Source organism: Actinokineospora sp. UV203 (assembly GCF_056323665.1).
Window position 1 is genome coordinate 179,984 of record NZ_CM150484.1, and the last position, 25,365, is coordinate 205,348.

At 68.5% G+C, this 25,365-nt stretch carries 26 protein-coding genes and 1 pseudogene; 17 read left to right on the forward strand and 10 right to left on the reverse strand.

The annotated features are described in order from the left end of the window. The first annotated feature begins 894 nt into the window (after positions 1-894). The 5 genes and pseudogenes from ACUZ2Y_RS00900 to ACUZ2Y_RS00920 all read left to right on the forward strand — a co-directional run. Positions 895-2,187, forward strand: a complete 1,293-nt coding sequence (locus ACUZ2Y_RS00900) for a Gfo/Idh/MocA family protein (protein WP_476325930.1) — start codon at positions 895-897, stop codon at positions 2,185-2,187. A gap of 158 nt (positions 2,188-2,345) precedes the next feature. Next, positions 2,346-2,555 carry a hypothetical protein gene (locus ACUZ2Y_RS00905; RefSeq protein WP_476325932.1) on the forward strand — a complete coding sequence of 70 codons (210 nt, stop codon included), beginning with the start codon at positions 2,346-2,348 and terminating at the stop codon, positions 2,553-2,555. Between the two features lie 153 nt (positions 2,556-2,708). Then, complete coding sequence (locus ACUZ2Y_RS00910; protein WP_476325934.1) at positions 2,709-3,971, forward strand: helix-turn-helix domain-containing protein; 1,263 nt, start codon at positions 2,709-2,711, stop codon at positions 3,969-3,971. Positions 3,972-4,344: 373 nt separating this feature from the next. Continuing rightward, entirely contained in the window at positions 4,345-5,043 is a 699-nt protein-coding gene (locus tag ACUZ2Y_RS00915; protein WP_476325936.1) for a helix-turn-helix transcriptional regulator, read from the forward strand. A gap of 224 nt (positions 5,044-5,267) precedes the next feature. After that, positions 5,268-5,725, forward strand: a pseudogene (locus ACUZ2Y_RS00920) (IS5 family transposase); the annotation flags it as partial. A 27-nt stretch (positions 5,726-5,752) separates the two neighbouring features. On the opposite strand, the gene ACUZ2Y_RS00925 reads toward ACUZ2Y_RS00920, so the two are convergent. Then, entirely contained in the window at positions 5,753-6,973 is a 1,221-nt protein-coding gene (locus ACUZ2Y_RS00925; RefSeq protein WP_476325938.1) for an HNH endonuclease signature motif containing protein, read from the reverse strand. A 161-nt stretch (positions 6,974-7,134) separates the two neighbouring features. On the opposite strand from ACUZ2Y_RS00925, the gene ACUZ2Y_RS00930 reads away from it, so the two are divergent. Both ACUZ2Y_RS00930 and ACUZ2Y_RS00935 read left to right on the forward strand, forming a co-directional pair. After that, positions 7,135-8,034, forward strand: coding sequence for a helix-turn-helix domain-containing protein (locus tag ACUZ2Y_RS00930; protein ID WP_476325940.1), 900 nt, complete (start codon positions 7,135-7,137; stop codon positions 8,032-8,034). A 28-nt stretch (positions 8,035-8,062) separates the two neighbouring features. Next, the gene (locus tag ACUZ2Y_RS00935) at positions 8,063-8,185 is read left to right on the forward strand and encodes a DUF397 domain-containing protein (RefSeq protein ID WP_476325942.1); all 123 of its coding nucleotides are present in this window, start codon (positions 8,063-8,065) and stop codon (positions 8,183-8,185) included. A 21-nt stretch (positions 8,186-8,206) separates the two neighbouring features. On the opposite strand, the gene ACUZ2Y_RS00940 is transcribed toward ACUZ2Y_RS00935, so the two are convergent. After that, positions 8,207-9,631, reverse strand: a complete 1,425-nt coding sequence (locus tag ACUZ2Y_RS00940; RefSeq protein WP_476325944.1) for an acyl-CoA dehydrogenase family protein — start codon at positions 9,629-9,631, stop codon at positions 8,207-8,209. A 52-nt stretch (positions 9,632-9,683) separates the two neighbouring features. After that, the gene (locus tag ACUZ2Y_RS00945; protein WP_476325946.1) at positions 9,684-10,532 is read right to left on the reverse strand and encodes an ABC transporter ATP-binding protein; all 849 of its coding nucleotides are present in this window, start codon (positions 10,530-10,532) and stop codon (positions 9,684-9,686) included. A gap of 204 nt (positions 10,533-10,736) precedes the next feature. Here ACUZ2Y_RS00945 and ACUZ2Y_RS00950 point away from each other — a divergent pair, with 204 nt between their 5' ends. The 6 genes from ACUZ2Y_RS00950 to ACUZ2Y_RS00975 all read left to right on the forward strand — a co-directional run bounded on the left by ACUZ2Y_RS00950 (position 10,737) and on the right by ACUZ2Y_RS00975 (position 14,739). Further along, positions 10,737-12,260 carry an ArnT family glycosyltransferase gene (locus ACUZ2Y_RS00950; RefSeq protein WP_476325948.1) on the forward strand — a complete coding sequence of 508 codons (1,524 nt, stop codon included), beginning with the start codon at positions 10,737-10,739 and terminating at the stop codon, positions 12,258-12,260. 146 nt (positions 12,261-12,406) lie between these two features. After that, positions 12,407-13,072, forward strand: coding sequence for a DUF4386 domain-containing protein (locus tag ACUZ2Y_RS00955; RefSeq protein ID WP_476325950.1), 666 nt, complete (start codon positions 12,407-12,409; stop codon positions 13,070-13,072). A 150-nt stretch (positions 13,073-13,222) separates the two neighbouring features. Then, entirely contained in the window at positions 13,223-13,528 is a 306-nt protein-coding gene (locus tag ACUZ2Y_RS00960; protein ID WP_476325952.1) for a carboxymuconolactone decarboxylase family protein, read from the forward strand. After that, positions 13,525-14,109, forward strand: a complete 585-nt coding sequence (locus tag ACUZ2Y_RS00965) for a carboxymuconolactone decarboxylase family protein (RefSeq protein ID WP_476325954.1) — start codon at positions 13,525-13,527, stop codon at positions 14,107-14,109. Before ACUZ2Y_RS00960 ends, ACUZ2Y_RS00965 begins: the two co-directional genes overlap by 4 nt. Before the next feature lie 61 nt (positions 14,110-14,170). Beyond that, a complete protein-coding gene (locus tag ACUZ2Y_RS00970; RefSeq protein WP_476325956.1) occupies positions 14,171-14,386 on the forward strand; it encodes a hypothetical protein in 216 nt (71 codons plus the stop codon). An 11-nt stretch (positions 14,387-14,397) separates the two neighbouring features. After that, on the forward strand, positions 14,398-14,739 hold the full coding sequence (locus ACUZ2Y_RS00975; protein WP_476325957.1) for a DoxX family protein: 342 nt from the start codon (positions 14,398-14,400) through the stop codon (positions 14,737-14,739). On the opposite strand, the gene ACUZ2Y_RS00980 is transcribed toward ACUZ2Y_RS00975, so the two are convergent. Then, a complete protein-coding gene (locus tag ACUZ2Y_RS00980; protein WP_476325959.1) occupies positions 14,674-15,327 on the reverse strand; it encodes a TetR/AcrR family transcriptional regulator in 654 nt (217 codons plus the stop codon). The two genes, ACUZ2Y_RS00975 and ACUZ2Y_RS00980, sit on opposite strands and share 66 nt — an antisense overlap. A 169-nt stretch (positions 15,328-15,496) precedes the next feature. Between ACUZ2Y_RS00980 and ACUZ2Y_RS00985 the strand changes: the two genes are divergently transcribed. Both ACUZ2Y_RS00985 and ACUZ2Y_RS00990 read left to right on the forward strand, forming a co-directional pair. Then, a complete protein-coding gene (locus ACUZ2Y_RS00985; protein ID WP_476325961.1) occupies positions 15,497-16,609 on the forward strand; it encodes a serine hydrolase domain-containing protein in 1,113 nt (370 codons plus the stop codon). Positions 16,610-16,947: 338 nt separating this feature from the next. Next, on the forward strand, positions 16,948-17,904 hold the full coding sequence (locus ACUZ2Y_RS00990; protein WP_476325963.1) for a helix-turn-helix transcriptional regulator: 957 nt from the start codon (positions 16,948-16,950) through the stop codon (positions 17,902-17,904). 42 nt (positions 17,905-17,946) lie between these two features. Here ACUZ2Y_RS00990 and ACUZ2Y_RS00995 read toward each other — a convergent pair whose 3' ends face one another. Beyond that, positions 17,947-18,726, reverse strand: a complete 780-nt coding sequence (locus ACUZ2Y_RS00995; protein ID WP_476325965.1) for a chymotrypsin family serine protease — start codon at positions 18,724-18,726, stop codon at positions 17,947-17,949. 193 nt (positions 18,727-18,919) lie between these two features. Here ACUZ2Y_RS00995 and ACUZ2Y_RS01000 point away from each other — a divergent pair, with 193 nt between their 5' ends. Continuing rightward, the gene (locus ACUZ2Y_RS01000; protein ID WP_476325967.1) at positions 18,920-20,047 is read left to right on the forward strand and encodes a serine hydrolase domain-containing protein; all 1,128 of its coding nucleotides are present in this window, start codon (positions 18,920-18,922) and stop codon (positions 20,045-20,047) included. Positions 20,048-20,107: 60 nt separating this feature from the next. Here ACUZ2Y_RS01000 and ACUZ2Y_RS01005 read toward each other — a convergent pair whose 3' ends face one another. Beyond that, entirely contained in the window at positions 20,108-20,425 is a 318-nt protein-coding gene (locus ACUZ2Y_RS01005; protein WP_476325969.1) for a hypothetical protein, read from the reverse strand. 123 nt (positions 20,426-20,548) lie between these two features. On the opposite strand from ACUZ2Y_RS01005, the gene ACUZ2Y_RS01010 reads away from it, so the two are divergent. Continuing rightward, positions 20,549-21,010, forward strand: a complete 462-nt coding sequence (locus tag ACUZ2Y_RS01010) for an SRPBCC family protein (protein WP_476325970.1) — start codon at positions 20,549-20,551, stop codon at positions 21,008-21,010. A gap of 8 nt (positions 21,011-21,018) precedes the next feature. On the opposite strand, the gene ACUZ2Y_RS01015 is transcribed toward ACUZ2Y_RS01010, so the two are convergent. From ACUZ2Y_RS01015 to ACUZ2Y_RS01030, 4 genes are all read right to left on the reverse strand, one after another. Further along, on the reverse strand, positions 21,019-21,360 hold the full coding sequence (locus ACUZ2Y_RS01015) for an MmcQ/YjbR family DNA-binding protein (protein WP_476325972.1): 342 nt from the start codon (positions 21,358-21,360) through the stop codon (positions 21,019-21,021). A 142-nt stretch (positions 21,361-21,502) separates the two neighbouring features. Then, entirely contained in the window at positions 21,503-22,099 is a 597-nt protein-coding gene (locus tag ACUZ2Y_RS01020; RefSeq protein WP_476325974.1) for a superoxide dismutase family protein, read from the reverse strand. Between the two features lie 225 nt (positions 22,100-22,324). Next, positions 22,325-22,780: a (2Fe-2S)-binding protein gene (locus ACUZ2Y_RS01025; RefSeq protein WP_476325976.1), complete on the reverse strand. Its 456-nt coding sequence runs from the start codon at positions 22,778-22,780 to the stop codon at positions 22,325-22,327. An 11-nt stretch (positions 22,781-22,791) separates the two neighbouring features. After that, positions 22,792-24,993: a xanthine dehydrogenase family protein molybdopterin-binding subunit gene (locus ACUZ2Y_RS01030; protein ID WP_476325978.1), complete on the reverse strand. Its 2,202-nt coding sequence runs from the start codon at positions 24,991-24,993 to the stop codon at positions 22,792-22,794. Positions 24,994-25,365: the final 372 nt, after the last annotated feature.

Genomic DNA, 25,365 nt, shown 5'->3' on the forward strand with positions numbered 1-25,365 from the left:
TTCGCCATGGTTTGAAGATTCCTGGCCAAGTGCGTGGTTGGGCTGTTTCCGACTTCACGCGGGCTCATGCCGAGCGACCGCGATGGGCGTGCCGACCCGCACCACGAGACAGCCCGACACCGCACCCAAGGTGTTGGCGATCACCCGAGAGGCGGCGCCCCGTCCGCGCCACGGCGAGCAGTGCCACGACCGCGCCCAGGGGAGCGAACAGTGCGACATTGGCCATCGTCGCGACCGCCATATTCTCAGCCGAATGCGACGACAGCCCGCGAATCGTGTCGATCAGCGCAAGGCAATACCAACGTCACGTACGACACCGTCGACAACCACACGACGACCGTGGCGGCTCCCGAAGCTCACCGGGTTTCCGAATGAGCGCGTCAACGATGTCACGAATCCTCCGCGTCGCCTTGTTCCGCGCCGATCATCCCTGCCCGACGTTGCTCGTCCACCGCAACGAAAGCCCGGTAGCCGCACGCTCGGCCCTGACCTCCATCGCGTCCCCGAGAATCGTCGCCAGGTCGACCACAACCGGCCACCATCCACCCCATAGGTGACCCGGTCGCTGACAAACACCGGCACTCCAGCGGGATGCCGCGCGGCTGGAACCGTGGTGGCGACGAAGGGGAGCAGGGCCACCGAAAGGGCGGCGGTCAGAGCGCGCAATCGCATGGACACCGGCCTCTCTGGCCGTTCGTCTCTGAGTTGACCAGCTTGGATGTGGCGAAGAAGTGACGCACCGGCAGCTTGTTACTTTGGAGTAGCATTCGTCAAGACACGCCGCGAGCGGCGGAGTCGGACCGGCGCAACCTGGACCGGGTGCGGCCTGCCTCAAGTCCCGTCCTGACACCTCTCAGCAGTCGGCGGCTATCGTGCGTTGCCCAGGAGGGCGACATGACATCGACAGCGCCGGCGCCCGTGCGCGCGGGAACGGGAAATCGGCCGGTGACCCTGGCGTTCGCGGGCGCCGGCGCACGCGGTGCCGCGTACGCGCGGCTTGCGGGGGAGCGGGCTGAGCGGGCCGCCGTGGTCGCGGTCGCCGAGCCGCATGTGGGGCGGCGGACGGAGTTCGCGCGAACTCATGGGCTGGGTGACGACGCCGTCTTCGCGGACTGGCGTGACCTGGCCGAGCGGGAACGGCTGGCGGACGCGGTCGTGATCGCGGTGCTGGACGAGGAACACGTTCCCGCCGCGCTCGCCTTCATCGCCCTGGGCTACGACATCCTGCTGGAGAAGCCGATGGCCACCAGCGAGGAGGGCTGCCTGCGCATCGCCGAGGCGGCGCGGGAGGCGGGCGTCGTGCTCGCCGTCTGCCACGTCATGCGCTACACGCACTACACGCGGGCACTGAAGACCGAGATCGCCGCCGGGACCATCGGCGACGTCATCAGCGTCGAGCACCTCGAACCGATTGGCTCCTACCACTTCGCGCACTCGTTCGTCCGGGGCAACTGGCGGCGGGAGGACGAGACGTCGTTCATCCTGATGACCAAGTCATGCCACGACATCGACTGGCTCAGCGACGTCGTCGGCAGGCCCGCGAAGCGGGTGTCCTCCTTCGGCGGGCTCACCCACTTCCGCCGGGAGAACCAGCCCGCGGGTGCCGCCGACCGCTGCCTGGACTGCTCGGTGGAGGCGGCCTGCCCGTTCTCCGCGGTCCGGATGTACCGGCAGGGCCTGCGCGACGGCGGCGCCAAGGCGTACTTCACCCGGATCATGGCCGACGCGCTGACCGAGGAGGCCGTCACCGAGGCGCTCGCCACGGGGCCCTACGGCCGCTGCGTCTACGCCTGCGACAACGACGTGGCCGACCACCAGGTCGTGTCCATCGAGTTCGAGGGCGGCGTGACGGCGTCGTTCACCCTCGCGGCTTTCACCCCGTTGGAGAACCGGCACACCCGCCTGTTCGGCTCGCGGGGCCAGCTCACCGGTGACGGCCGGTTCATCGAGGTCTACGACTTCCTCACCGAGGAGCGCAAGGTCATCGACACCCTGGCAGGCGGCGCGTCCGCGGCCGAGGGGCACGGCGGCGGCGACGCCGGGCTGGTGACCGCCTTCGTCGACGCCCTGTACGAGGGCCGCGAGGACCTCATCGAGTCGGGGATCGACGCCACCCTGGCCAGTCACCGCCTGGTCTTCGCCGCCGAGCGCGCGCGGCGGACCGGCACCGTCGTCGAACTCGGTTAGGGCGCGGGCTCGACGCGCCCGTGGCGGTGGTCCGGCTCGGACCGCCTGCCCCCGGGGTGTATCACACCAAACGGGAACCGCGGGTCATTCCGGGTTCGGCGCTGCCTGATCCTGCACCGCTGTTGTGTGGCTCACACCGACTACGTTAGACCTGAGTCATGACGAGAGTAAACAAGATCGCCGCAGGCAATGACTCCGCCGGAAGCAAGCTCTTCACCGCCCTGCTGGTCGGGATGTTAGCGGTGGCCGTGGCAGGGGCGGCCCCACCTGTAACGGGTGGTGAGACGCCGAACATCATGGCCGCACACGACGCTTCCCCGGGTCGTCTCGCGGGTGGGCCGGACGACTGGCCGTGGCGGGCGGCGTAGGCCGCTCGCGGTTGTCCGACATCTGGACTGGCGGGCACCGCGCCCGCACAAGAGGTCGATCAAAGTTATGCTACGTTGACTATCCAGCAAGGTAATTGACTCTAGATAGGTAATTGACTGGCGTATCAGTCACGAGACTCGAGGTCGGGGCGTGTGAGCATCGTCGGGGTCCAGCAGCCGGAGTTCGGTCGCCGGTTGCGCCAGTTGCGTCAGGAGCGCGGGCTGTCGCAGCGGGACGTGGCAGGCGATGTCGTGAATCCGAGCTATATCTCGCTGTTGGAGACCGGCGCCAGGGTGCCCACCCTCGAGGTGGTCCTGCGGATAGCCCGGGCGCTCGACGTGCACCTCGAGGCCCTGGTGGCCGACGCGGTCCTGCCGATCAAGGAAGCCGAGTCGGGCCCGGAGGCCAACCGCACGCTGGTGCTCGACATCCTCGCTCGCAGCGCGCTCGACTTCGGCGACCTCGACGACGCGGGCGACCGGTACCAGAGCGCCTATGACTCGGCCGTGCGCGACGGCGTGCCGTCGTCTGTGGTCGAACGCGGCATCGCCCTGCAGGATGTGCTGATCCTGCGCGCGGACCACCAGGCGCGCTATGCGCTGCTCGACGACCTGGTCACGGTCGCGGACCAGCTCGGCATGCCCGAACTGATGGTGAAGCTGCGGCTGGACAAGGCCGCGGCCGCGCGCGACTGCGGGCGCATGGCCGAGGCGATGGTCCTCGCGTCCTGCGCCATGGAAGCGCTGCCGGACACCGAACTGGCCAACACCGGCGAGAACGTCCGCGCGCTCGGCGTCCTGATCTCGGTCAAGGTCGACTCCGGGGACACCGGCGAGATCCCGGCCCTGGTCGACCGGATGCTGGCCTGCGCGGAGACGCTCGGCAGCCGCACGGTCCTCGGCCGGGCCCACTGGGCCGCGTCGGTCGCCTTCGCCCGGCTCGGTGTCGGCGAGCGCGCCGAGCGGCATGTGCGGCAGGCCAAGGACATGCTGGCCCAGCCGGGCACCTCGATCCGCGAGTGGGGCCGCTTCGCCAGCGCCGCCGCGTCGGTGCTGCTCGACGCCGACGCCGAGCTGTCCGAAGTGGAGCAGTATGTGAACTGGATGCGGTCGGCGCTGGAACTGGCCGATTCTCCCGGCGACCAGGCGAAACTGATCAGCATCGAGGCCCGGTACGCGCTCGCGCGCGGGGAGTCCGAGCGGGCACTGGAGCTGTCCGAGGACGAACCGGACGGTCTCTCGGCCGCGGACCTCCTGCGGTTGCGGCGCACCCGCGGCCGCGCCCTGCACCGCCTGGGCCGCATTGAGGAAGCCGTCGAGGCGCTGCGCTCAGCCGCGCGCCTGGGGGAGGAACTCGCCGCCTACCGGGTCGCCGCCGAGGTGTGGCGGGAGATCGACGAGCTGCGCTCGGCCTGATCGCACCGCCCAAGTGTCCGAGATGGACCACCCGTGAACCCGTGAGGACGCCCGGGCGTGGAGCGCGTTAATTACCCCTGTCAAGCAACCTGAAAGACGCGGGTGGCTGGTTTACTGGCCTCGGAGTCACCACAGTCGAGCCCGTGAACCCCTATTACTGCGGCGACCGTCTGCGCGGGGGTCCAAATGACGGTCAAGTCACTGGTAGGTGACCTTAGGATGCACTTTCACCCAGTCATTGACACCATGACTCAGACAATCATAGTCTTGATGACGGGCGTAATAAAGTGACCGGGGTCACAGGTCGGGGCGGAGGGGCTGAGATGAGTGATTGCCCAGAGTTAAGAACGGGTCGCAAGTGTGGTGGGGCGGGATGACCGAGACCACCTTCGGCCTTGAGGCGAGCGGGGACTTGCTTTACCGGACGGCGAGCGGGACGCCTGCCGAGCGCACCCGGTTCGACGGGTGTGAGGACGCGGCGGCGTTCGTCGAGCAGATGGCGGCCACCGTCGAGGGTGAGGTCATGCAGCTGGTTCCGGTCTTCACGGCCGGATCGTTCGAATTCTCCCGCCTGGTCGCCGACGCGGTGCTCCGCCGCGGTGCGAAGCTGCGGGCGGTGTGGAGTTCCAAGGTCCTCGAAGAGCCCGCCGCGGCCGCGCACGCGAAGTGGCTCGCGGTTCGACGGTCCGCGCCGCGGGTGGTCGACCATGTGCCGATTCGGGCGACCCTTGTGGACCGTGCCGCCGCGATCGTCCACGATGACGACGGCCGGGCCGGGCTGATCCAGCTCAACCGGATGCTGGGCTCGCTGAGCCTGATCGGGGACCGGTTGTGGCGCAACGGGATCGAGTCGCAATTCGGTGGGGCGCAAGCGGGTGAGAGCTCGTGTGACGCGCGGAAGAAGATGGTGTTGCGGCTGTTGGCCGAGGGGTTGACCGACGACGCCATCGCGCGCCGGCTCGGGGTCAGTGTGCGCACGGTGCGCAACGATGTGGCCGGGGCAATGGTCGGGCTGCGTGCCCGCAGCCGGTTTCAGGCAGGCGTACGCGCCGTCCAACTCGGACTCGTGTAGCGCGCGGCATGCGGGCCGTGATCGCCGACCTCCTGGTCGACGACGGCACCCTCGACGGCGTCGTCCACGCCGCCGCCGTGACCGACCCGGACACCTTCCGGGCAGCACTCATTAGCGGGGGCACGATCTTTTTCAGACCTCGCAGGTCTGGGGGCAGGAGTGCTCACCCACCGGCAGCTACCGAACCGAGCCTGCCTCACGACCGGCCCGTAGCACTCATTAGGGGATCTCTGACCGGTCCAAGCCCGGTCGACCGAGGCAAGACCGGATCGAAGATCCACGTCCTGTCCGACAGGGCAGGTATCCCGCTATCGGTGGCGGTGTCCGCGGCCATCACCAACGACCACTTCGCGCTCAAACCGTTGGTGATGGCCATCCCGGCGATCAAGTCCCGCAGAGGCCCACGGCGCCGCAAACCCGGCAAGCTCCACGCCGAGGAAGGCCTACGACATCCGCGACCTGCGCGCCTGGGTCCGCGACCAGAACATCATCGCGGATCGCCCGCAAAGGCATCGAGACCAGCGACAAACTCGGCCAACACCGTTGGGTCATCGAACGAACCGTGTCCTGGCTGTTCAACTACCGCAGGCTCACCATCCGATACGAACGCCACGCCAACAACTTCGCCGCGTTCCTCACCCTCGCCGCAGCACTGGTCGCCTTCAGGAAACTCCCCACATGAGACGCGGTCTTAGGCGCCATACACCTTTCAGAACGGCGCCGGTTCGGTGATGGCGCCGCGGGGCGACGGTTCGGCCGGTCTGGGTGCGGGAATGTCGTAGTCGACAATTGGTTCTTGGTCGACGGCGTGGTTGTCCCCTGTGGGTGTGGTCCAGACGAACAGTCCGGGTCGGGTTTGCCTGAGCCGCCAGCCGGGTTGGTCTTTGAGTTTGTGGTGCAGCTTGCACAGGCAGCCGAGGTTCGGCGCGCTGGTGGAACCCCCATGGCTGTGCGGGGTGGTGTGGTCGAGTTCGCAGGACGCGGCCGCCCGATGACACCCGGGGAATCGGCAGGTTTGGTCGCGTAGCCGGATGTGGCGGGTGAGGTCGGCGCCGGGGTGGCGGCGGGTGCTGACTTCGAGGACTTTCCCGACCGGGTCGGTGATGATCCGCCGCCACATCGTCTCGTAGTCGGTGACCAGCTCCTTGATCGCAACGTTCGGCACACTGCCGTACCCGTCGAGGGTGCCGCCCAGATTCGCCCCGAGCAGCACCGTGTACGGCACGGCGACCTGCAACTCCACGGTCACACCACGCCCACCGCCGTTGACGACAATGTCGTAGAGGGCGTCCGCGCGCAGGGTGTCGAGTGATTCGGCGGCACCGCCCGCACGCATGGTGCGGGCGATCTTGTCGATCACCAGGTAGACCGCGCGCAACCGTTCCCCGGTGTCGTAGATGTCGAGGTGCGCCATGCCGTCCTCGGTGGCATACAGCTCGACCCGACGCTCCCGACGCCGTTGTTCGCGGCGACGGTCGGCTCCATCGGGGTCGATCCGGTCTTTCTTCGCCCGCAGCGCTTGCCGCCACCCGGCGATGGTCTTGTGTTCGGCGCGGGCGAGTATCCACGCCTCCACCTCGTGGGCGTGCTCGTCGACCAGGGTCCTGGTGATCTCGGCCAGGGCGTGCGCCCGCGCCAGGTCGATCCGACCATCGGCCAAAGCATCCACAGTGGACGGGAATACGGTGTTCAGACGCGCGGCGAGCGCGACCTGGGTTGCCGCCTGCGCAGGCGTCCACGCCAACGCCGCCCCGACCTCGGCACCGGCGAACCGGTGCCCACCGGAGTCGCGATCGGGGCGCAGTTCGGCCATCCGTGCCAGCGCGCGGACTTTCACGGCGTCGAGGGCGGCCTGCTCACGCTCCAGATCGCGCAGCAGGTCCAACACCTCGACGTCGCTCATCTCCGCGACCGCATCGGCACTGAACACATGTTCGACTTTACCGGTCGAACAGCCGTATTTCCACAGCTCAGGCCATGATCACCCGATCGTGGAGTCGGTTGTTACGAGGATGGGCACAGCTAGCGCGATGGGGTGGATTCGCCTGCGATCCTGTCCGTGCCGGTGATCAGATCCCTAACGTGTGGGCAATGGGAGCGAGAAACCGGGCCTGCGGGCGGGAACTGGGTGATCTGCTGCGGGTGCACCGGGACGCGGCGGGGCTGACGTTGCGGCAGCTCGCGCCGAAGCTGGGGTGTTCGATCGCGCACCTGCACCGGATCGAGACGGGAGAACGGGGGACGACATCGGAAACCGAGGTCGTGCAATACCTGGCGACCTGCGGAGCGAGTTACCAGGACGTGCAACGGCTCGTCGGCATGTGCCGAGACGCCGGTGACGATCGGGGTTATTGGCTGTGCGAGCACGGTGACTGGATGTCGGACTCGCTGCGGTCGCTGATCTTCCACGAGACGACGGCCGACCGGTCCGAGAGCTACGAACCGGAAGTGATTCCCGGGCTCCTGCAAACGGAGCCCTACATCCGTGCCCTGCTCGCTCGCCAGGACTTCATGGACGAGGAGCGCGCGGCATTGGTTCAGGCACGCACGGAACGGCAGCGGATCCTCTTCCGCAACAACCCCGCCAAATTCACGTTCTTCCTACACGAGCGCGCACTGCGGCTGGAGGTCGGCGATTACCGAGTCATGGCCGAGCAGCTACTCGCCATGGTGTTCTTCGCCGACCAGTGGAACATCACGATCCGCGTGCTGCCCGCGGCGGCTCGCGAAACCGCACTGTTCGGTGGGTCGTTCCGGTGTTTCGGTTACCCGAGGTTCGGATCGCTCGTGTACCTCGATTGCCGCGTCGCCGGGTTGTTCTTGGAAGACCAGCGGCACGTCGCCAAGTACCTGTCAGTCCTTCGGCAGATAGCCACCGTCGCCCTCGATGAGGAAGAATCCCGGAAGCTCGTCGCCACCCTGGCCGACGAGTACGACCGGGCGGAAGGCGGCTGGGATGACCGAGGGCGGGTGGCGCAAGAGCAGCTATAGCTCAGGTGGCCAAACCGATTGTGTCGAGGTGGCGCTCACCGCGGACCGCGCGCGCATTCGGGACTCCAAGAACGCGCCAGGCCCTTTCCTCGCGGTCGACGCCGACACTTGGTCGATGTTCGTCGCCTCGGCGGCGGGCCGGATCGAGTAGGCCGCCGAGGCGCTACCGAGGTCAGGCCCGCTTCGCCACGGGGATCACGAACCGGTTGAACACCATGTCCCGCAGCACGTCATCCCCACCCTCGACAATCGAGACGTAGCGGACGTCGCGCAGCAGTTTTCCGATGACCGATTCGTGGGTGTATCCCAGGCCGCCGAACATCTCCGTGGCGGTCGAGGCGATTTGCCAGCCGGTTTGGCCGCAGAACATCTTGGTGGTCAGCGAAGACTTCAACGTCCCCTGCCGAACGAACTCCTCATTCGCGTCCGGCCGAGCCGAAATCGCGTCGTACTCCCTTGCCGCGGCGAGGAGCTGGTTGGACATGACCTCGATCTGCATGTCGAACTGGCCGAGTCGGCTCGCGAAGACAGCGTTGGTGACCAGTGGTGCGCCCTTGACCTGTTTGGTCTTGGCGTAATCCATGCACACGTCCCGGACCCGTCGGGCAACGCCCAGGGCGGTGGTGGCGATCAAGGTGCGGCTGGCGTTGAGGCCGACTTCCAGCAGTCGTAAACCGTTGCCCTGTAGAGCGTTGCCCGCCGGGACGCGGCAGTCGGCCAGGGTGACTTCGTAGGTCGCCGACGATCGTATGCCGATGACGTCCCACCGCTTGTCGACCCGCAGCCCCGGCGTGTCCCGCGGCACCAGGACCGACATGTACCCGTTGTCCTCCGTGCGGGCGACCACGACGACGCTGCGGCCCCAGCCGCGCGCGATCCGCCGAATGGCGAAACCACCCGCGACGACCGTGACGCCCAGCAGGATCCCGGCGGGCTTCAGTGTGCCCAGTTCGTCGCCGCGGATCGAGGCCTGCAGCATCTCCAGCGCCCAGTAGCCGGGGGAGAAGTGGGCGATCACCTGCGCCCAGCCCGGCATCAGGGCGACCGGCACCAGCGCGCCGCCGATGGCGCTGAGCGTGATCGCGCCGAGGTCGGCCACCATGCCCAGTTCGGCGTGGCTGCGCATGATCGTGGCGAGCGCCGCACCGATCGCCAGCAGCGTCAGACCCCACATGACGATCGCCAGCAGGACCAACCCCATCGTGCGCGGGATCGGCAGACCGATGATCAAGCACCCGTAGACCAGCAGAACTGTCTGCTGCACCATGAGAATCGCGAAGACCGGCACGGTTTTGCCCAGCAGCAGCTCGAATGCCGTCGCCGGGCTGGTACGCAGCCGGTCCCAGGTACGCCACTCGCGCTCGACCAGGATCGAGTTGCCGATGATGGACAGCGTGAAGACCGAGAACATGATCAGCGGCCCGGTGACGACCTGGATGGTGCCGGTGTTGAACGCCCGCTCGTAGATGGGCTTGAACATCAGCATGATCACCATCGGCAGCACGATGTAGCTGATCATCTGACCGGGGTCGCGCAGCCGCATCACGGTGTTGTGCCGCACCAGCACACCGACGCGGTGGGCCGAATCAAGAGACATCTTGGACCGCCGGGGACCGGTAGCCGACGGTGTGGTGTGGGTTGTCGCGGAATCAAGAGACATCGTTGACCGCCAGAGAGTTGACCGCCAGCGACCGATAAAGGTCGTCAAGGGAGGGTTTGCGCAACTCGACCGCGGTGACGTTGCGGTCGTCGCGCTTGAGGAGGTCGATCAGCGTGGCGCCGGGATCGGTTGTGGTGACCCGGATTTCCTCGTCGTCGAGGGTGACCAGCACTTCGCCGGGCAGCTGGGAGAGGAGATCCTCGCTCGTGCCGCGCGCGATGATCCGCCCGGCCCGGGCGACCGCGATCGTGGCCTGGAGTTCGACGAGTTCGGGCAGGTAGTGGGTGGTGTAGATGATCGCCGCACCCTCGCCCGCCCGCTGCTTCACCACGTCTAGCAGCGCACCCCGGGTCTCCGGGTCGGCGCCCGCCGTGGGTTCGTCGAGCAGCAGGACCGAGGGCCGGTGGATCAGGGCCGCGGCGGCCTGGGTTCGGCGCTGTTGGCCGCCGGAGAGCAGACCCGCGCGTCGGTCGATGAAGTCGGTGAGGTGCAGCGCGACGGCGAGTTCGTCGATCGCACTCGTGAGTTCCGCGCGGCGCAGTCCGGCGAGGCCACCGAACAGCGCCATGTGCTCGCGGACGGTGATGGAGCGGTAGAGCGCGATGTGCTGCGGCGCGATGCCGATCTTGCCGCGGACCCGGCCGGGGTCTTGGCCGTCGACGGTGACCGTGCCGGTGTCGGGGCGGGCGAGGCTCGCCGCCATCTCGATGAACGTCGTCTTACCCGCGCCGTTGTGCCCGACCAACCCGACGATCTCGCCTGCTTCGACCCGCAAGCTGAAGCCGTCGAGAGCCTGGACCGGACCGTAGCGCTTGGTGAGGTCGATTGCTTCCAGCAATGGGTCACCTCTGAACGTGAATGGACCCGAGAGGGTCGTTGAGCCCGGGCTCAGGTGGGGTTGTCATGCTCGACGCCCACTATCGAACGGCGTGGAGACGCCCGGCCAGAGGGGAATCACTGTCGGCAGCTAACTGCCACCGCGTGACCCGGACGTGTCGCGTGCGGCGGCGCCCGGGGGGCGCGGCGATGGCATGATCGCGGGGTGCCCTCCAGCCAAGCAGGCCTGACGGCGACCGACGCGGGCGTCGGTCGAACCACCCTCCCAGCTTTCGCCACGGGCCCGGTCGCGGCTGTCGCCGCGGTGCTGGGGGCGGTGCAGTTGGCATTGTCGGGCCGCTACGGCTTCCACCGCGACGAGCTGTACTTCCTGGTGGCGGGTGACCACCCCGCGGCGGGGTACATCGACCAGCCGCCGCTGACTCCGCTGCTGGCGCGGGCGAGCACCGAACTGTTCGGTGACACGCTCGTCGGCCTCCGGGCCGTCGCCATCCTGGCGTACGTGGCCATCGTCATCGTGGTCGCCATGATCGCCCGCGAACTGGGCGCCGACCGCCGCGCGCAAACGGTCGCGGCGGTGTGCGGCGCGGTGTCCGGCATCGTCCTGGTGATCGGCCACATGGTCTCGACCGCGACGTTCGACATGCTCATCTGGCTGCTGGTGAGCTGGTTCGTCCTGCGGCTCCTGCGAACCGGCGACGGCCGCTGGTACCTGCCGATCGGCGCGGCGGTCGGTGTCGGGATGCAGAACAAGTACTTGATCCTGCTGCTGGTGTTCGGCTTGCTGGCCTCGGTCCTGCTCGTCGGACCGCGCCGGGTGCTCGTCACGCCGTGGTTGGCCGCCGGTGTGGGGATCGCGGTGCTGCTGGCGCTGCCGAACCTGTGGTGGCAGGTGGCGCATGGGTGGCCGCAGCTGACGGTGGCCGGGGGGATCAGCTCGAAGGACGGGCTGGAGAACCGGCTGATGTTCGTCCCGCTGCAGCTGGTCTACGTGTCGCCGCCGTTCGTCCCGATCCTGGTGGCGGGTCTGCTGCGGCTGTGGCGTGCCCCGGAGATCCGCTGGGCCCGGGCGTTCGCCGTGGCGTACCCGTTGTTGGCCGTGGTGGTGCTGGCGATCGGCGGCAAGCCGTACTACGTCTTGCCGCTGCTGATCGTGATCCTCGCCGCGGGTGCCGAACCCGCTGTCCGCTGGGCCCATTCGGCTCGACGTCGGACGATCCTCGCGGCGGTCATCGCGGTCTCGGCGCTGGTCAACGCGGTGGCGACCCTGCCCCTGCTGCCGCCGGGTGTGGTGGGCGTGGTCAACGCGATGAACAAGGAACAGGGCGAACAGGTCGGCTGGCCTTCGCTCGTGTCGACTGTTGCTTCCGTGTGGGAGCAAATCCCGGCAGACCAACGGGATCGGGCGGTGATCTTCACGCAGAACTACGGCGAAGCCGGAGCTATTGATCTATACGGGCGGTCGCATGGCCTGCCGCCCGCCTACTCCGGCCACATGAGCTATGCCGACTGGGGACCGCCCGCGGAGTCGTCGGATGGGCCGGTGATCTTGGTGCACTATCCGAGCAACCGGTCTATCGCCAGGTACTTCCGCGACTGCTCGCCGGTGGCCCGCGTGGACAACGGCTATGGCCTGGAGAACGACGAGCAGGGGACTGTTGTCCAGCTCTGCGCGGGCCCTGCGGGGACGTGGTCGAGCGTGTGGCCTTCCCTGCGGCATTACTACTGATCGTTGGTCCGGGGCCATCCCGCGAACGCGAGAGAGTGCGCCCGGTCCCGGAGTGACGACCGCCGCTTGACGAGGTGTACGGCGTACGCCTACTGTTCCGGCGTATTGGTGTACGTCGTACACCTCGGCGCGGAAAGAGGTCGGCAATGAGCTTGACGAGGACGACAGCGGTGACCGCGGGTGTGTTCTTCCTGATCACGGAGGTCACCGCGATCGCGGGAATGGTGCTGTACCAGCCGGTCCTCAACGACCTGAACCACCCCGACGGTGACGGTCGTGTGCTGCTGGGTGGGCTGCTCGAACTCCTCCTGGTCGCCGCCGTGATCGGGTCGGCGGTCACGCTCTATCCGGTCGTCAAGAGACAGAACCACGGCTTAGCCCTGGGCTACGTCTGCGCCCGGCTGCTCGAAGCCGCCATCATCGTCGTCGGGACCATCAGTGTGCTCGCGGTCGTGACGCTGCGACAGGACGTCGCCGGCGCCGACAACCTCGCGGGCAGGACCCTCCTTGCCTTTCACGAGTGGGCGTTCCTGCTCGGCCCCAACTTCGTCCTGGGCGCGAACAGCCTCATGCTCGCCGCCCTGATGTACCGCTCGCGGCTGGTGCCGCGCGCCATCGCCGTGCTGGGGCTCATCGGCGGTCCGCTCATCTGCGTGTCGGCGACCGCCGTGCTGTTCGGGCTCTACGAGCAGCTCTCCCCGGTCGGCGCGCTCGCGGCGCTTCCCGTGTTCGCCTGGGAGGTCAGCTTCGCCTTGTACCTCATCATCAAGGGGTTCCGGCGAGAGGCGCCCACGGCCACACTGCCGCACTGACCAGCAGCACCGCCGGCAGCGCAGCGAACACCGGACGGCGCAGCCACCCTCAGGTGTTCCGAACCGGACTGGCGCACTCTGCCACGCGACCTCGTCCGATGACCATGTCGGCAGGGCGCGGTGCGCCACGACCCGGCGCATATTTCGGAAATGGACGATCCGCATGCCGCTGCTCTGGAAGCGCTCCGGTCGGCGGTGCTCGACGGCCCCGCCGCCACCGACCACGCCACGCGTTCCGCGGCGGCCTCGGGCGGTCCACTCCCGGACCCGCTGGGCGCTTATGTCGCGAAGGTGCGCGAGCAGTCCTACCGGGTCGGCGACGAGGACATCGTCGGCCTGCGCGCGGCGGGCTTCGGCGAGGAGCAGATCTTCGAGCTGACCGTGGCCACCGCGCTCGGTGCGGCACTGAGTCGCCTGGATGTCGGTCTGCGCGCGGTCCGGGAGGGAACGCCATGAGGCTCGACGTGCTCGAACACGGCCACCGCCTGCCGGCCCGGCTGTTCCAGCGGATCGCGGCGCTGGCTTTCGGCGAGGAGATGGACGATGTCGCCAAGACGGCCATGCACCGGCCGGAGTTCTTCGGCAGGCAGTTCCTCACCTACGGCCCCGAAGTCATGCGTGGGCCGTCGTACTGGACGGCCGCCGAACGTGAGTACCTGGGCATGGTCACCTCGGCGGCGAACGAATGCCCGTTCTGCCAACGGATCCACACGGAGACCACCCGCCTGGAATCCACGGGCGAAGTGGACGTCGACACCGCCGCCATGCGCCCGGAACTCGCCGCCACCGCCGAGTTCCTGCGGCGGCTCACCCGCACTCCGGATGAGGTCACCGCCGCCGACGTCGCGCCGCTGCGGGCGGCGGGCGTTCCGGACTCCGCGATCGTGGAAGCGTTGCACGTCAACGTCATCTTCAACCTTGTCAACCGGCTGGCCAACGCCTTCGACTGGAGTTGGGACTCCGAATCCCATGTCCAGGTGGCGGCGAAGGCCATCAAACGCTTCCGCTACCGACTTCCCGGCATCGTCATGCGATGAGTTTCGGGAACCTCCAGGATCTGTATAGGCAGAGGACCCATACGGATACGGGAGTCAACAGATGAGCACGATGTTCGTGGTGCGTTACGCGACGAAGCCCGAGGCGGCCGACGACAACCAGGCCGCGGTCGAGAAGGTATTCGCCGAGCCGCCCGAGTCCCCGCGCTTCGGTGAACCTTTCCTCTGGACCGCCCTGTTCCAAGCTCCGGAAAAAGTTTCGGCGGTGCTGTCACATTCGGCTGACGCCCCGGGTCATGTGAGCAAGAGACCCGAATAGAGGAGCAGCAGATGTCCACCACCTACACCGTTGTCACCATCGTCGGAGCCGCCATGGCGGCGTTCTCGGCCGGTTCGGTCTTCTTCCACGCCAAGTGGGTCGTGGAGCCGCTGGCCGACTACCGCGTGCCCCGCGCGTGGTGGCCGTGGCTCGGCGCGGCCAAGGCCGCGGGCGCGGCGGGCATGGTGATCGGCCTGTTCGTGCCGATCATCGGGTTCCTCGCGGCGATCGGCCTGATCCTCTACTTCACCGGCGCCGTGGTCACCGTGGCCCGGGCCCGCTGGTACTCACACCTCGCCTTCCCGCTGATCTATATGGCCCCCGTCGTCGCGTCCCTCGCCCTCAGGGGGTGACGGGACGAGGTGGACGATGGCCTGTGCCAACGCGTCCAATGGCGCCGAGGTCGGGTCGGCCAGGTACTCCGAGGCGATCCCGTTCACCAGGGCGACGAGGGTCAGCGCGAGCACGTCGGGCGGCAGCGGCAGGTCGACGCCCGACTGCTTGGCGTAGGCCCGGAGCCAGTCGGCCACCGCCGCCCGCAAGACTTTCCGCGAGCCGAGGATCCGCTCCCGAAGGTCATCGTCGCGGGCGGCGTAGAGCAGGGTCTCCAGGGCCAGGCGGTGTCCGGTCGTGTCGGCCTTGACCTGGGCCGCGAGGTACGCCGCGGCCAGGGCGGGCAGGCCGGCCCCCGCCCCCAGGGTCAACTCCAGGCCCTTGCCGGTCATCCCCGCGACCCGGTCGGCGATCACCGCGGCGACGAGGTCGTCCTTGCCGGCGAAGTTCGAGTACACCGCGCCGCGGGTGAATCCCGCCGCGGCCGCGACATCCTCCAACCGGGTCGCGTGGATCCCGCGTTCGGCGAACTGCTCGGCCGCGGCGGCCAGGATGCGGCGGCGGACATCGAGGCGCCGGACGCGGGGAGTGGGGGCGGTCGACTTCACCCGGGTCACGCTACCGCCGGCCAGGAGGACTCTCGCCCGCGATGGCGCATCTGGGACAGATTCCCATGTGGGCCAACGAAACCGCACCAAACGACTGTCACCCCAGGCAATGATTCCCAGCAATGGCCGGACACTCCGGCCGGGTGACGAAAGGTGCGGCGAAACCCCCATGGCACTCAAGAGACTGGTCGGCGGCCTGCTCGTGGCCGCGGTGGTCGTGACCGCGACCGGCGCGATGAGCGCGTCGGCGGCGCAGCGCGACGCCAGGGCCGAGGCGCAGGTCAAGATCGACAAGGTGGTGACCGACTTCCGCGCGATGGGCGCATCGGCGTTTCGCTACGGCGGCGACCAGAGCTGGACGGTCCAGGCGGGCAAGGTGTCCGGCTTCGAGAACCGGCCGATCACGGAAAACGACCACATCCGCATCGGCAGCCTGACCAAGTCGTTCGTCTCGACGGTCGTGCTCCAGCTTGTCGCCGAGGGCAAGGTCGCCCTCGACAGTCCGATCGAGCAGTACCTTCCCGGTCTGGTGGCGGGCAACGGCCACGACGGCACGAAGATCACGGTCCGGCACCTGCTGCAGCACACCAGCGGCATCCGGGACTACCTGGGCACGATGGTCATCAACCCGCTCAACCTCTGGGCCACCCACGACCCCGCCGCGCTCGCTCGCAACGGCCTGGCCAAGGGCTCGAACGGCGCTCCGGGCGCGGTGTTCCTCTACTCCAACACCAACTACATCATCCTGGGCATGATGGTGGAGAAGATCACCGCGCACTCGCTCTCGCAGGAGATCCACGACCGGATCACCGCGCCGCACGGCCTCACCGAGACCGAGCTGCCGCCCGCCGCCAAGCACCGGCTGCCCGAGCCGTTCCCCTTCGGCTACACCCACCTGCTGCCCACCCTGAAGATCGACACGACGCACTACTCGCCGACCCTGGCCTGGGCGTCGGGCGCGGTGGTCTCCACCGGGCGCGACGTGGGCAAGTTCTACGCGCTGCTCGCCGAGGGCAAGCTGCTCGCGCCCGCGCAGCAGGCGGAGATGGTCAAGACCTTCACCGACGAGCCGTACGCCTACGGACTCGGCCTCATCGTCTGGCGCCTGTCCTGCGGCGTGACCGCCTACGGGCACAACGGCGTGGTGCCGGGCTTCGTCTCCGTCGCCTTCGCCACGGCGGACGGCAAGCAGGGGGTCGCGACCACCAACGCCAACATCGGTCCCAGCCAGCCCCACACGACGCCCATGCACGAGGCAGTGGAAATCGCGCTCTGTGCCTGATCAGCGCCACACGGCGGCGGTTCCTGGTCTCCAGGGGCCGCCGCCGCATGTCACATCACAGGTTCTCCCGTCGGTGAGGTGCGGGTGCCCAAGGTGGGGTGGGGTGCGGTTCCGCTGGTCGCGTGCGGTTGCCGATGGTGTGAAGTCCTACCGGGTCACCCGTGACCGGGTGGGTCGCTGGCACGTGGCGTTCGCCGTGGTGCCCGAAGCCTCGCGGGGTGAGTGCAGTTGGAATCCCCAGTATTCATGCGGGGGAGGATGTCAAATTTCATGGAGTTGACCCCATGGCACCCCGGACGACTCGATACTCTTGTGTATCGAATCGGCCTGGGGGTGGCATGGGCGACGTGCTGGACGTCGAAACGGATCACGGCCGGGTGTACCGGGCCCTCGTCGGCCAACCGCGGACGCGGGTGCCGGGCATCGTCGAGCGGACGGGCCTCTCCGTTGAAGTCGTGGAGACCACGCTGCGCGACCTGCTCGACGACGGGGCGGTGTCCGAGCTCGGGGGAGCGTGGGAAGCGCACTCGCCCGCGGAGGTCACCGAGGAACTCCTGCGCCGCGACGCCGAGCGCCAAGCCGGGCTGCGGCGCAACGGGCTGGAGCTGGAACAGCTGTTCCGCTTCGTCCGGCGGGAGAGTGGCCACTACGGCGCGCTGGAGGTCATCGACGACACCGCGCGCATCTCATGGACGGCGCAGCAGATGCAGCGCGCCGCGAAGGAGCAGTTCCGCGTGGTCGACCGGCCGCCGTACTTCGCGCCCGACGAGTACTACGTCAACCAGGAAGTCATGCAGCGCGAACGGATGGACGCCGGCGTGGTCTACCGGACCATCTACTTCGAGTCCGCCTTCGACGACCCGCTGATCGGGCCCAACATGGCGCGGATGATGGCCGCGGGGGAGCAGGCCCGCACGATGGAGGATCCCCCGATCAAGCTGCTGCTGGCCGACTACGACTCCGCCGTGCTCACCCTGGAGGCGGAGGGCGCGCACGGCGTGGTGTCGCTGTTCGTCCGGCCGTCCGGGCTGCTCGACGTCCTGTCGGGGGTGTTCGAGACCCTGTGGAAGCTCTCGGTCCCGGTGTCGGCGTCGCGCATCGAGGGCTTCGTCGACGACCGGGACCGGCAGATCATCTCGCTGATGGCCAGCGGGGCGACCGACGACGCGATCGCCCGGCGGCTGAACCTGTCGCGCCGCACGGTGGTGCGGCGCACCGCCGCCCTGTTCGACCGGCTGGGCGCCACGACAAGGTTCCAGGCGGGCGTGCAGGCCTCCCGCCGCGGTTGGCTTTGACGGCGAAACCGGGGTCGGGCGAATCCGCCCGACCCCGGATTCCTAAGTCGCGACCCGGAATCCCGCGCCGACACCGCCATTGGCGTCCATGTCGGCGATGATGCTCAGGATCGGGCTGCCGTGCTGCAGTCCCCAGGCGTTGCCCACCAGGGTCTGGCCCACGACGACGGGGGCGCCCGAGTCACCCGCCCAGGTCCAGATCGTGTGGGCGAACCAGATCCCGCGGTCGCCCAGCTTCAGGCCGCAGGTGACGCCGGTCGTCTGGCCGTGCTTGCACATCCGGACACCCGCCCCCGGGACCGCGCCGACCGAGGTGATCGTCACCGCGCCGACGGTGGTGGTGGGCGTGACCTTGGTTTCGTCCAGGTCGATCACCGCGTAGTCCAGGCCGTCGGGGCCGTCGGACAGCAGGTTGTTCGGGGTGCTGACGTGGGTGACGGTGCCGATGACGCCGGTCTCCGTGTCGGGCGTGATCACCTTGGCCGCGTTGAGGGAGGTGCCCGCTGGTGCGATGTTCTTGTAGATCGGCTCGCCGACGAGCTTGGTGCCGTCGGCCTGGACGAAGCAGTGGGCGTTGGTCAGCCCGACCAGGTTCCCGGTCCGGTCGTACCCCACGGCCGTGAGGGTGCAGCCGACCGCGGTCGCCTGCGTGACGTCACCCGGAACCCCTTTGTCGAAAGCGATTCCGCTGCCGCCGCCGAGCGTGACCGCGGTGGCCGCGGTCGAGGTCGGACCCGCGACGCCCAGCAGGCCCGCGGTAAGACCAACGAGGGCGAGCCCCCAGGCCGCGCGCCTTGGTTTGGATCGGATTCCCCGAGACATCTGTGGCTTCCCCCTGATATGTGGGACGTGGTCTGGACAAAGGCGAACCTACATTTCCGGCGTCGCGCGAAGGCGGTCCTGGCGCGACCCGTGTGGGCAATGGCGCAGGTGGGCCACGGCATTCGGCCTTGTTCGGCCCATCCGGCCGAGAGAATTGCGGGCGTCGGTGTGATTTTTCCAGGAGAGGAAACGAATGCGCACGAAAACCAGGGGGACGAGCTGGGTGCTGGCCGGGGTGGTCGTCGCCGCGTCGGTGGGCATCGCGCCCGCGGCGTCGGCGGCGGAGCCGCACGCCGCCACGCAGGCCGCCATCGACACACTCAAGACCACCAACGTCTCGCCGGGGGCGGGCGTGGTGGTCCGCGACGGCGACGCCCAGTGGGACCTGACCAGCGGAACCCGGGCCCTGGGCCAGAATCTGCCGTTCGGCCCCGATTACAAGGTTCGCGGCGGCAGCCTGACCAAGTCGTTCACCTCCGCGATCACGCTGCAGCTGGTCGCCGAGGGAAAGCTCGACCTCGACGGCACCGTGGAGACCTACCTTCCCGGTGTGGTCAAGGGAAACGGCTATGACGGCACCAAGATCACCGTGCGCCAGTTGCTGAACCACACCAGCGGAATCGCCGACTACGTCGTCCCCTTCACCCTCAACCCGTTCGTTCACCTGTTCACCCACACGAAGGCCGAGATGGTGGGCTGGGCCCTGTCGGTCGCGCCGTATTTCGCGCCGGGGACCTCACACCAGTACTCCGGCACCAACTTCCTGCTCGCCGGCATGATCATCGAGAAGGTCACCGGGCGGACCTACGAGCAGGAACTGGACTCCAGGATCATCGCCCCGCTCGGCCTGACGAACACCTACATCCCCGCCCCGGGCTACAAGGCACTGCCGCCCGGCCACGTCCGCGGCTACGTCGGCCGAGTGGTGTACGCCGACTTCACCCAGGTCGTCGAGCCGAGCGTCGGGCAGTCCAGCGGCGGCATCGTGACCAGCGGCGCCGACGCGACGAAGTTCTTCCAGGCCCTGATCACCGGCAAGGTCGTCCCCGCCGCGCAGCTCGCGGAGATGCTCAAGGTCACCGGCATCCCCGGCCCGGGTGTGGACTACGGCCTCGGCCTGATCCGGTACCCGCTTCCCTGCGGTGGCGAGGCCTACGGCCACCCCGGCGTCTGGCCCGGCTACCAGTCGGTCGCCGCCGCGACGACTGACGGTCGGGCGGCTTTCGTCGTGCTCAACGTCCTGCCCGCCGTCGACGCCATCAGCGGCGCGGGCGTCGACCGCACGGTCGCCCTGGGCACCGCCCTCTGCGATCGGGACTGACCGGCTCACGAGCCCGCGCGCGCCTTCCTCGCGTGCGCGGGCTCGTTGTCATTGGGTGGTTCAGTGCAGCTGCAGCGGCAAGGCGATCTGGTGCGCCGAGTCGACGGGAGCGGCGCCCGCGCGGGCCGTCGATGAGGCCAGGCAGTTCGAGCAGGTGACGGTCTCGGCCACCGCGTGCAACTCGCCCACACCGGTGCCCGACCAGCCCTGCCCGCACGCGGGCGCGGGCAGCGTCAGGCTCGCCAGCCACGGCGCCCACCGGACCGCGTGCACGATGGCGGATCGGCGCACCCGCAGGTTGCGTCCCTCGAACCGGGCCCGCTCGGCCTCCGCGACGCGGACCAGCATCTCCAGCGGTGTGTCGGTGGGAGCGTTCATGCCGGTAAGCATGCCCGAGGGCACCGACCAACACGGAGTCGTAGTCGGCGGCAGCAGCTTGATCGGGGGATCCTCCATCGTGCGCGCTGACCACGCTGTCGGTCCGTCATGGGAAAGTGAGTCATGACCGAAGAGCGTTTCGAAGTACAACGACAGATCGCCGCACCGCCGGCGAAGGTGTTCGCCCTGCTGTGCGACCCGCGGGGGCACGTGGCGATCGACAGTTCCGGCATGCTCCAGTCCGCCGAAGGTGACCAGGTGCGGCAGGTGGGCGACGAGTTCGTCGTGCACATGGACCGCGAGGCGCTCAACGACTACCCGATGGGCAAGTACAAGGTCACCGTGATCATCACCCGGTTCGAGCCGGAGGCCGCCATCGAGTGGACGATCTCGGGACAGATCCAGCCCCCGATCAGGCACCTCTACGGCTACCGGCTCGAGCCGAGCGAGATCGGGACCCTGGTGACGTCCTACTACGACTGGAGCGAGATCGAGGAGCGGTACCGGGACAAGAACATCTTCCCGGTCATCCCCGAGGCCGCGCTGCGGGCGACCCTCGGCATCCTCGCCCGCACCGTGGAGTGACAGGTGGATCAGGTGAGCGGGTTGTCGTCGACGAGGAGCTCGGGGGCTGAGAGCCGCCACGCCTCGTAGAGCAGCTCGGACAGCTCGTCGGCGTCGATCTTCGTCAGGTGCACCACGACCCAGCCGAATCCGCCCGCGGTGAACTGCACCTCGAACACGTCCGGCCGCTCGGCGACCAGCGCGAGCTGCTCCGAGAGCGTCTGCTTCAACCCGACGGTCTTGGTCCGCGGCCAGTGGTACCCGAACCGCTTGCCGCGCACACTGAACGACGTGTAGTCCCGCGCCTGCGCCCGCTCGACCTCGGCGAGCTTGTCCAACATCCGCGCGAACTGAACACTCGACACACCCATGCCGGTCATTCTCACGCATGCCACCGACGGTTCGGGACCAGGTGAGCACGCTGGCTTCCGGGAGCGGGCTCTTGCTCGCGGCGTATTTGCTGCTGGTGCTCGGATAGGGCGACTCGCGAGTCGCCCTATCCGGCAAGCCCAGTCACTTCAGGGTGATGCAGCCCAGGCGTGCGCCCGCGGTGCCCGCGTGGCCCGGGTCGGTGTGCGTCGCCTTCTCGTGGATCACCACGGAGGCGGGCTTGCGGTCGGTGAGCTTCCAGTCCACTGTGGATGCGGCGGTCGCGCTGCCGGTCGCGTCGGTGGTGAAGTCCAGCCAGATCTCGTTCTTGGCGTTGGCGTAGCTGGGGTCGACCGACGGGGTCACCGGGTCGGCCTTGTCCTGGAAGTGCGGGCCGGCGGCGTCGCCCTTCTCGCCGCAGGGCTTCACGTGGGCGTGGGCGCCGTAGGCGCGGTTGGGGAGCAGGCCGGTGACCTTGAGTTCGGTGCGCACCCCGCTGTCCGAGGCGGTGACCACGGCTTGCGCGGCGGATCCGGCGGGCAGCAGTTCCGCGTTGTACACGGTCGCCGCGCCGTCGGGTGCGAAGGCGGCGAAGGTGCCGCCGCCGCGCAGGGCAGGGGCGGGGGCTGGGGCGCTCGACGACTGGGACGACGGGGACTCAGTCGCGGGCGGCGTGTCGGTCTGACCGCATCCGGCGAGCAGTAGGCCGGTGGCCAGAATGGACAGTGTGCGGGCGGGCATAGAGCCTCCTTGATCGGCCGGAGCCGTTCACCGCGCTCCGAGGGGGATCCGATAGGGCTCCGAGATTAGCCTACTGGTGAGTAGAAGTTTCTCCGGGGTACTCCGAATAGTCCAAGAGAGACTTGGGCCGATTGGCCGCACATCCAGTGATACCAACGGTTTCGCGCAACAGACGATGCCCGGCGGTCATCGAGACCCGCCGGGCTGTCCACTATGGACGACCGCTTACATGGCCGCGGACGCGCGCTTGATGGCGTCGCGGATGCGGCAGTACGTGCCGCACCGGCAGACGTTCTCGATCGCGTCGATGTCGGCGTCGGTCGGCGTCTTGGTCTTCTTCAGCAGGGCGGCCGCGGCCATGATCTGACCGGGCTGGCAGAACCCGCACTGCGCGACGTCCTCGTCGAGCCAGGCCTGCTGGACCGGGTGCAGCCCGTCGCCGTCGGCCAAGCCCTCGATCGTGGTGATCTTGCGGCCATGGCACTCCGACACCGCCACCGTGCACGGCTGGAACTCGGCCCCGTCGAGGTGGCTGGTGCACGCCCGGCACGCCCCGACCCCGCAGCCGTACTTCGGCCCGGTGAGGCCGAGCCGCTCGCGCAGCACCCAGAGCAGCGGCGTGTCCGCGGGCGCGTCGACCGCGACCGACTTGCCGTTGACGTTGAACCTGTACGTGGGCACGGACGTACTCCTCAGAAGTTGATCGGGAAGCTGCGCGGCTTGGTTCCGGTCGCCCTGGCGTAGGCGTTGGCCACCGCCCCCGCCGCCGCGGGCACGCCGAGTTCGCCCGCGCCACCGGGTTCGCCGGTCGGCGGCATCACGAACACGTCGAGCCTGATCGGCGCGTCCTTCTGCCTCGCGTAGCGGAAGTCGGCGTAGCTCTTCTCCCGGACCTTGCCCGCGTCGATGTGCACGCCCGCCTGCAGGACGGTCGAGATCGCGTCCATCAGCCCGCCCATCATCTGGGCCTTGAGGCCGGTCGGGTTGATCGCCCGGCCCACGTCGACGGCGATGGTCGCCCGGGTCACCCTGGGCGCCTTCGGGTTGGTGGCGTTGATCTCCACCAGGCACGCGGTGACCGACCGGTACTCCTCGTGCACCGCGACACCCTGCGCCCAGCCGCTCGGCATCGCCTTGCCCCACTGGCCTTCCTTGGCGACCTTGGCCAGCACGTCCTTGGCCCGCTTGGACTTCAGCACCGACATCCGGAACTGGACCGGGTCCTTGCCCAGCTTCTTGGCGAGTTCGTCGACGACCACTTCCTCGGCCGTGCGCAGGCCCGCCGAGTACACCGAGCGCCAGCTGCCGGTGTGCACCGGAACGGGAACCTCGGTCAGCAGCTGCGTGACCAGTCCGAAGTGGTACGGGTTGGACGCCGAGAGGTGGAAGAACAGCAGCCCGTCGCCGGGGCCGGAGACGGCCGCGCCGCTGGCCGTGACCAGCTCGCCGAAACCGTGCTTGAGGTCGGTCTCGACCGAGGCCATCCGGTGCTCGAAGGACAGCACCTCGCCGAGCAGGTAGGTGGCCCGGATCTTGTGGTGCGACGCGGGCCGCAGCCTGCCGTGGCGCACGTCGTCGGTGCGGGTCCACATCAGCCGGACCGGCTTGCCGATCTTCTTGGAGACCTGCGCCGCCTCGACGGCGGGCTCCCAGAACAGCCTGCGGCCGAACGAGCCGCCCGCCCGCAGGACGTGCAGCTTCACCTTCGACGTCGGCAGTCCGATGCTGCTGGCCACGTCGTTCTGCGCCATGATCGGCGACTGGCAGGCCACCCACACCTCCGCGCTGTCCTCGCGGACGTCGGCGATGGCGCTGTGCACCTCCATCGGCGCGTGGCTGACGAAACCGAAGTCGAAGCTCGCGTCCAGGTGGTTGCTCAGCAGCGGGGGGACCGCGAGCGGCGCGGTCGAGGACCGCAGCTTTGTCCGGATGTCGGCGTCGGACAGGCCGACCGCGGGCCCGTCCTTCCAGGTGATCACGAGCGCGTCGCGGCCTTTGAGCGCGAGGTCGATCGTCTCGGCGCTGACCGCGACACCGCTTGGGATCTGGGTCACCGCGACTACGCCCGCAATCGCCATGGCGGGCGCGGCGTCGAACGAGGCGACCGTGCCCTTGATCGTCGGCGGCCGCGCGACCACGGTCGCGAGGGCGCCATCGATGGTCATGTCCATGGCGTACTCGGCCTTGCCGGTGACAATGTCACGGGCGTCCATCCGGCCGGTCGGCTTGCCGATCAGGGTGTAGCCCGAGGCGTCCTTCGGCGCGGTGGACACCGCGGTGCTGGTGGTCGACGCGGCGGCCGAGGCCAGCGAGCCGAAGCTCGCGCTGCGCCCGTCCGGCGCCCACACGGCGGAGTCCCGCGTGGTCAGCGTGCCCGCCTCGACACCTAGGCGCTTCGCCGCGGCGGTGATCAGCCGCGCGCGGGCGGTCGCGGCGATCCCGCGCAGCGGGCCCCACAGCGTCCGCACCCCGGTCGATCCCGCGGTGAACTGGTTCCACAGGAACTCGGGCTTGGCGTCGGACAGCTCCACCGCGACATCCGAGAGCCGGGCGCCGAGTTCCTCGGCGATGATCATCGCCGCGGTCGTGGTGATGCCCTGGCCGGACTCGGCGCGCGGGAGCTCGAACCGGACCCGGCCGTCGTCCTCGACCCGCAGCACCATCGACCATGCCGTCGGCTTGGTCGCCAGGGTGATGACGTCGCCGAGGTCGAGGAGTTCGGAGGGCGCGGGGAGACTCGGCAGGGCGTCGGCGACCGGGTCGAAGGTGAACTTGGCGGCGACGGTGAGAGTCGGGGCGGCGACCAAAAATGTGAGGAACTTGCGCCTGCCGACTCTCGGCTTGGCGTCCGGGGTTTCCTCCGTGCGGGCAGTCGGCTCGCCGGGGCCTGCCATCCGAACTCCTTCCGGGAATGCGCGGCAGGAGCGTTAATCCCGCTCCGCACGCTGGTTCAACTGCGAAAACGCGCGATCCGTGAGCTTTCCGGACGCGCGGTAGTCTAGTTTTTAGCACATCTGAATTACCGTGGCTAAAGCGGTATCGGCGTGGCGAGAAAGAAACCTCTTGCTATTTCGCGGGCGGCACGAATAACCGACAACACGATGCGTGACGTGATCAGCACCTTGCGGTCGGTGGTCGACCGACACTCTACGTACGCCCGCACGAGAAGTTCGATCCCCCGTTTGGAGTAATTCTGACTAGGCCATCCGGTGACGCTACCCTGGGGTAGCACCCGTACGGGTGATCTGCTATAAGTTCTCGGACAA

Coding starts and splice junctions, on each gene's coding strand:
- ACUZ2Y_RS00900 (WP_476325930.1), top strand. CDS start 895: ATGACATCGACAGCGCCGGCGCCCGTGCGCGCGGGAACGGGAAATCGG.
- ACUZ2Y_RS00905 (WP_476325932.1), top strand. CDS start 2,346: ATGACGAGAGTAAACAAGATCGCCGCAGGCAATGACTCCGCCGGAAGC.
- ACUZ2Y_RS00915 (WP_476325936.1), top strand. CDS start 4,345: ATGACCGAGACCACCTTCGGCCTTGAGGCGAGCGGGGACTTGCTTTAC.
- ACUZ2Y_RS00930 (WP_476325940.1), top strand. CDS start 7,135: ATGGGAGCGAGAAACCGGGCCTGCGGGCGGGAACTGGGTGATCTGCTG.
- ACUZ2Y_RS00940 (WP_476325944.1), bottom strand. CDS start 9,631: ATGTCTCTTGATTCGGCCCACCGCGTCGGTGTGCTGGTGCGGCACAAC.
- ACUZ2Y_RS00955 (WP_476325950.1), top strand. CDS start 12,407: ATGAGCTTGACGAGGACGACAGCGGTGACCGCGGGTGTGTTCTTCCTG.
- ACUZ2Y_RS00960 (WP_476325952.1), top strand. CDS start 13,223: ATGGACGATCCGCATGCCGCTGCTCTGGAAGCGCTCCGGTCGGCGGTG.
- ACUZ2Y_RS00965 (WP_476325954.1), top strand. CDS start 13,525: ATGAGGCTCGACGTGCTCGAACACGGCCACCGCCTGCCGGCCCGGCTG.
- ACUZ2Y_RS00970 (WP_476325956.1), top strand. CDS start 14,171: ATGAGCACGATGTTCGTGGTGCGTTACGCGACGAAGCCCGAGGCGGCC.
- ACUZ2Y_RS00975 (WP_476325957.1), top strand. CDS start 14,398: ATGTCCACCACCTACACCGTTGTCACCATCGTCGGAGCCGCCATGGCG.
- ACUZ2Y_RS00985 (WP_476325961.1), top strand. CDS start 15,497: ATGGCACTCAAGAGACTGGTCGGCGGCCTGCTCGTGGCCGCGGTGGTC.
- ACUZ2Y_RS00990 (WP_476325963.1), top strand. CDS start 16,948: ATGGGCGACGTGCTGGACGTCGAAACGGATCACGGCCGGGTGTACCGG.
- ACUZ2Y_RS00995 (WP_476325965.1), bottom strand. CDS start 18,726: ATGTCTCGGGGAATCCGATCCAAACCAAGGCGCGCGGCCTGGGGGCTC.
- ACUZ2Y_RS01000 (WP_476325967.1), top strand. CDS start 18,920: ATGCGCACGAAAACCAGGGGGACGAGCTGGGTGCTGGCCGGGGTGGTC.
- ACUZ2Y_RS01005 (WP_476325969.1), bottom strand. CDS start 20,425: ATGAACGCTCCCACCGACACACCGCTGGAGATGCTGGTCCGCGTCGCG.
- ACUZ2Y_RS01010 (WP_476325970.1), top strand. CDS start 20,549: ATGACCGAAGAGCGTTTCGAAGTACAACGACAGATCGCCGCACCGCCG.
- ACUZ2Y_RS01015 (WP_476325972.1), bottom strand. CDS start 21,360: ATGGGTGTGTCGAGTGTTCAGTTCGCGCGGATGTTGGACAAGCTCGCC.
- ACUZ2Y_RS01020 (WP_476325974.1), bottom strand. CDS start 22,099: ATGCCCGCCCGCACACTGTCCATTCTGGCCACCGGCCTACTGCTCGCC.
- ACUZ2Y_RS01030 (WP_476325978.1), bottom strand. CDS start 24,993: ATGGCAGGCCCCGGCGAGCCGACTGCCCGCACGGAGGAAACCCCGGAC.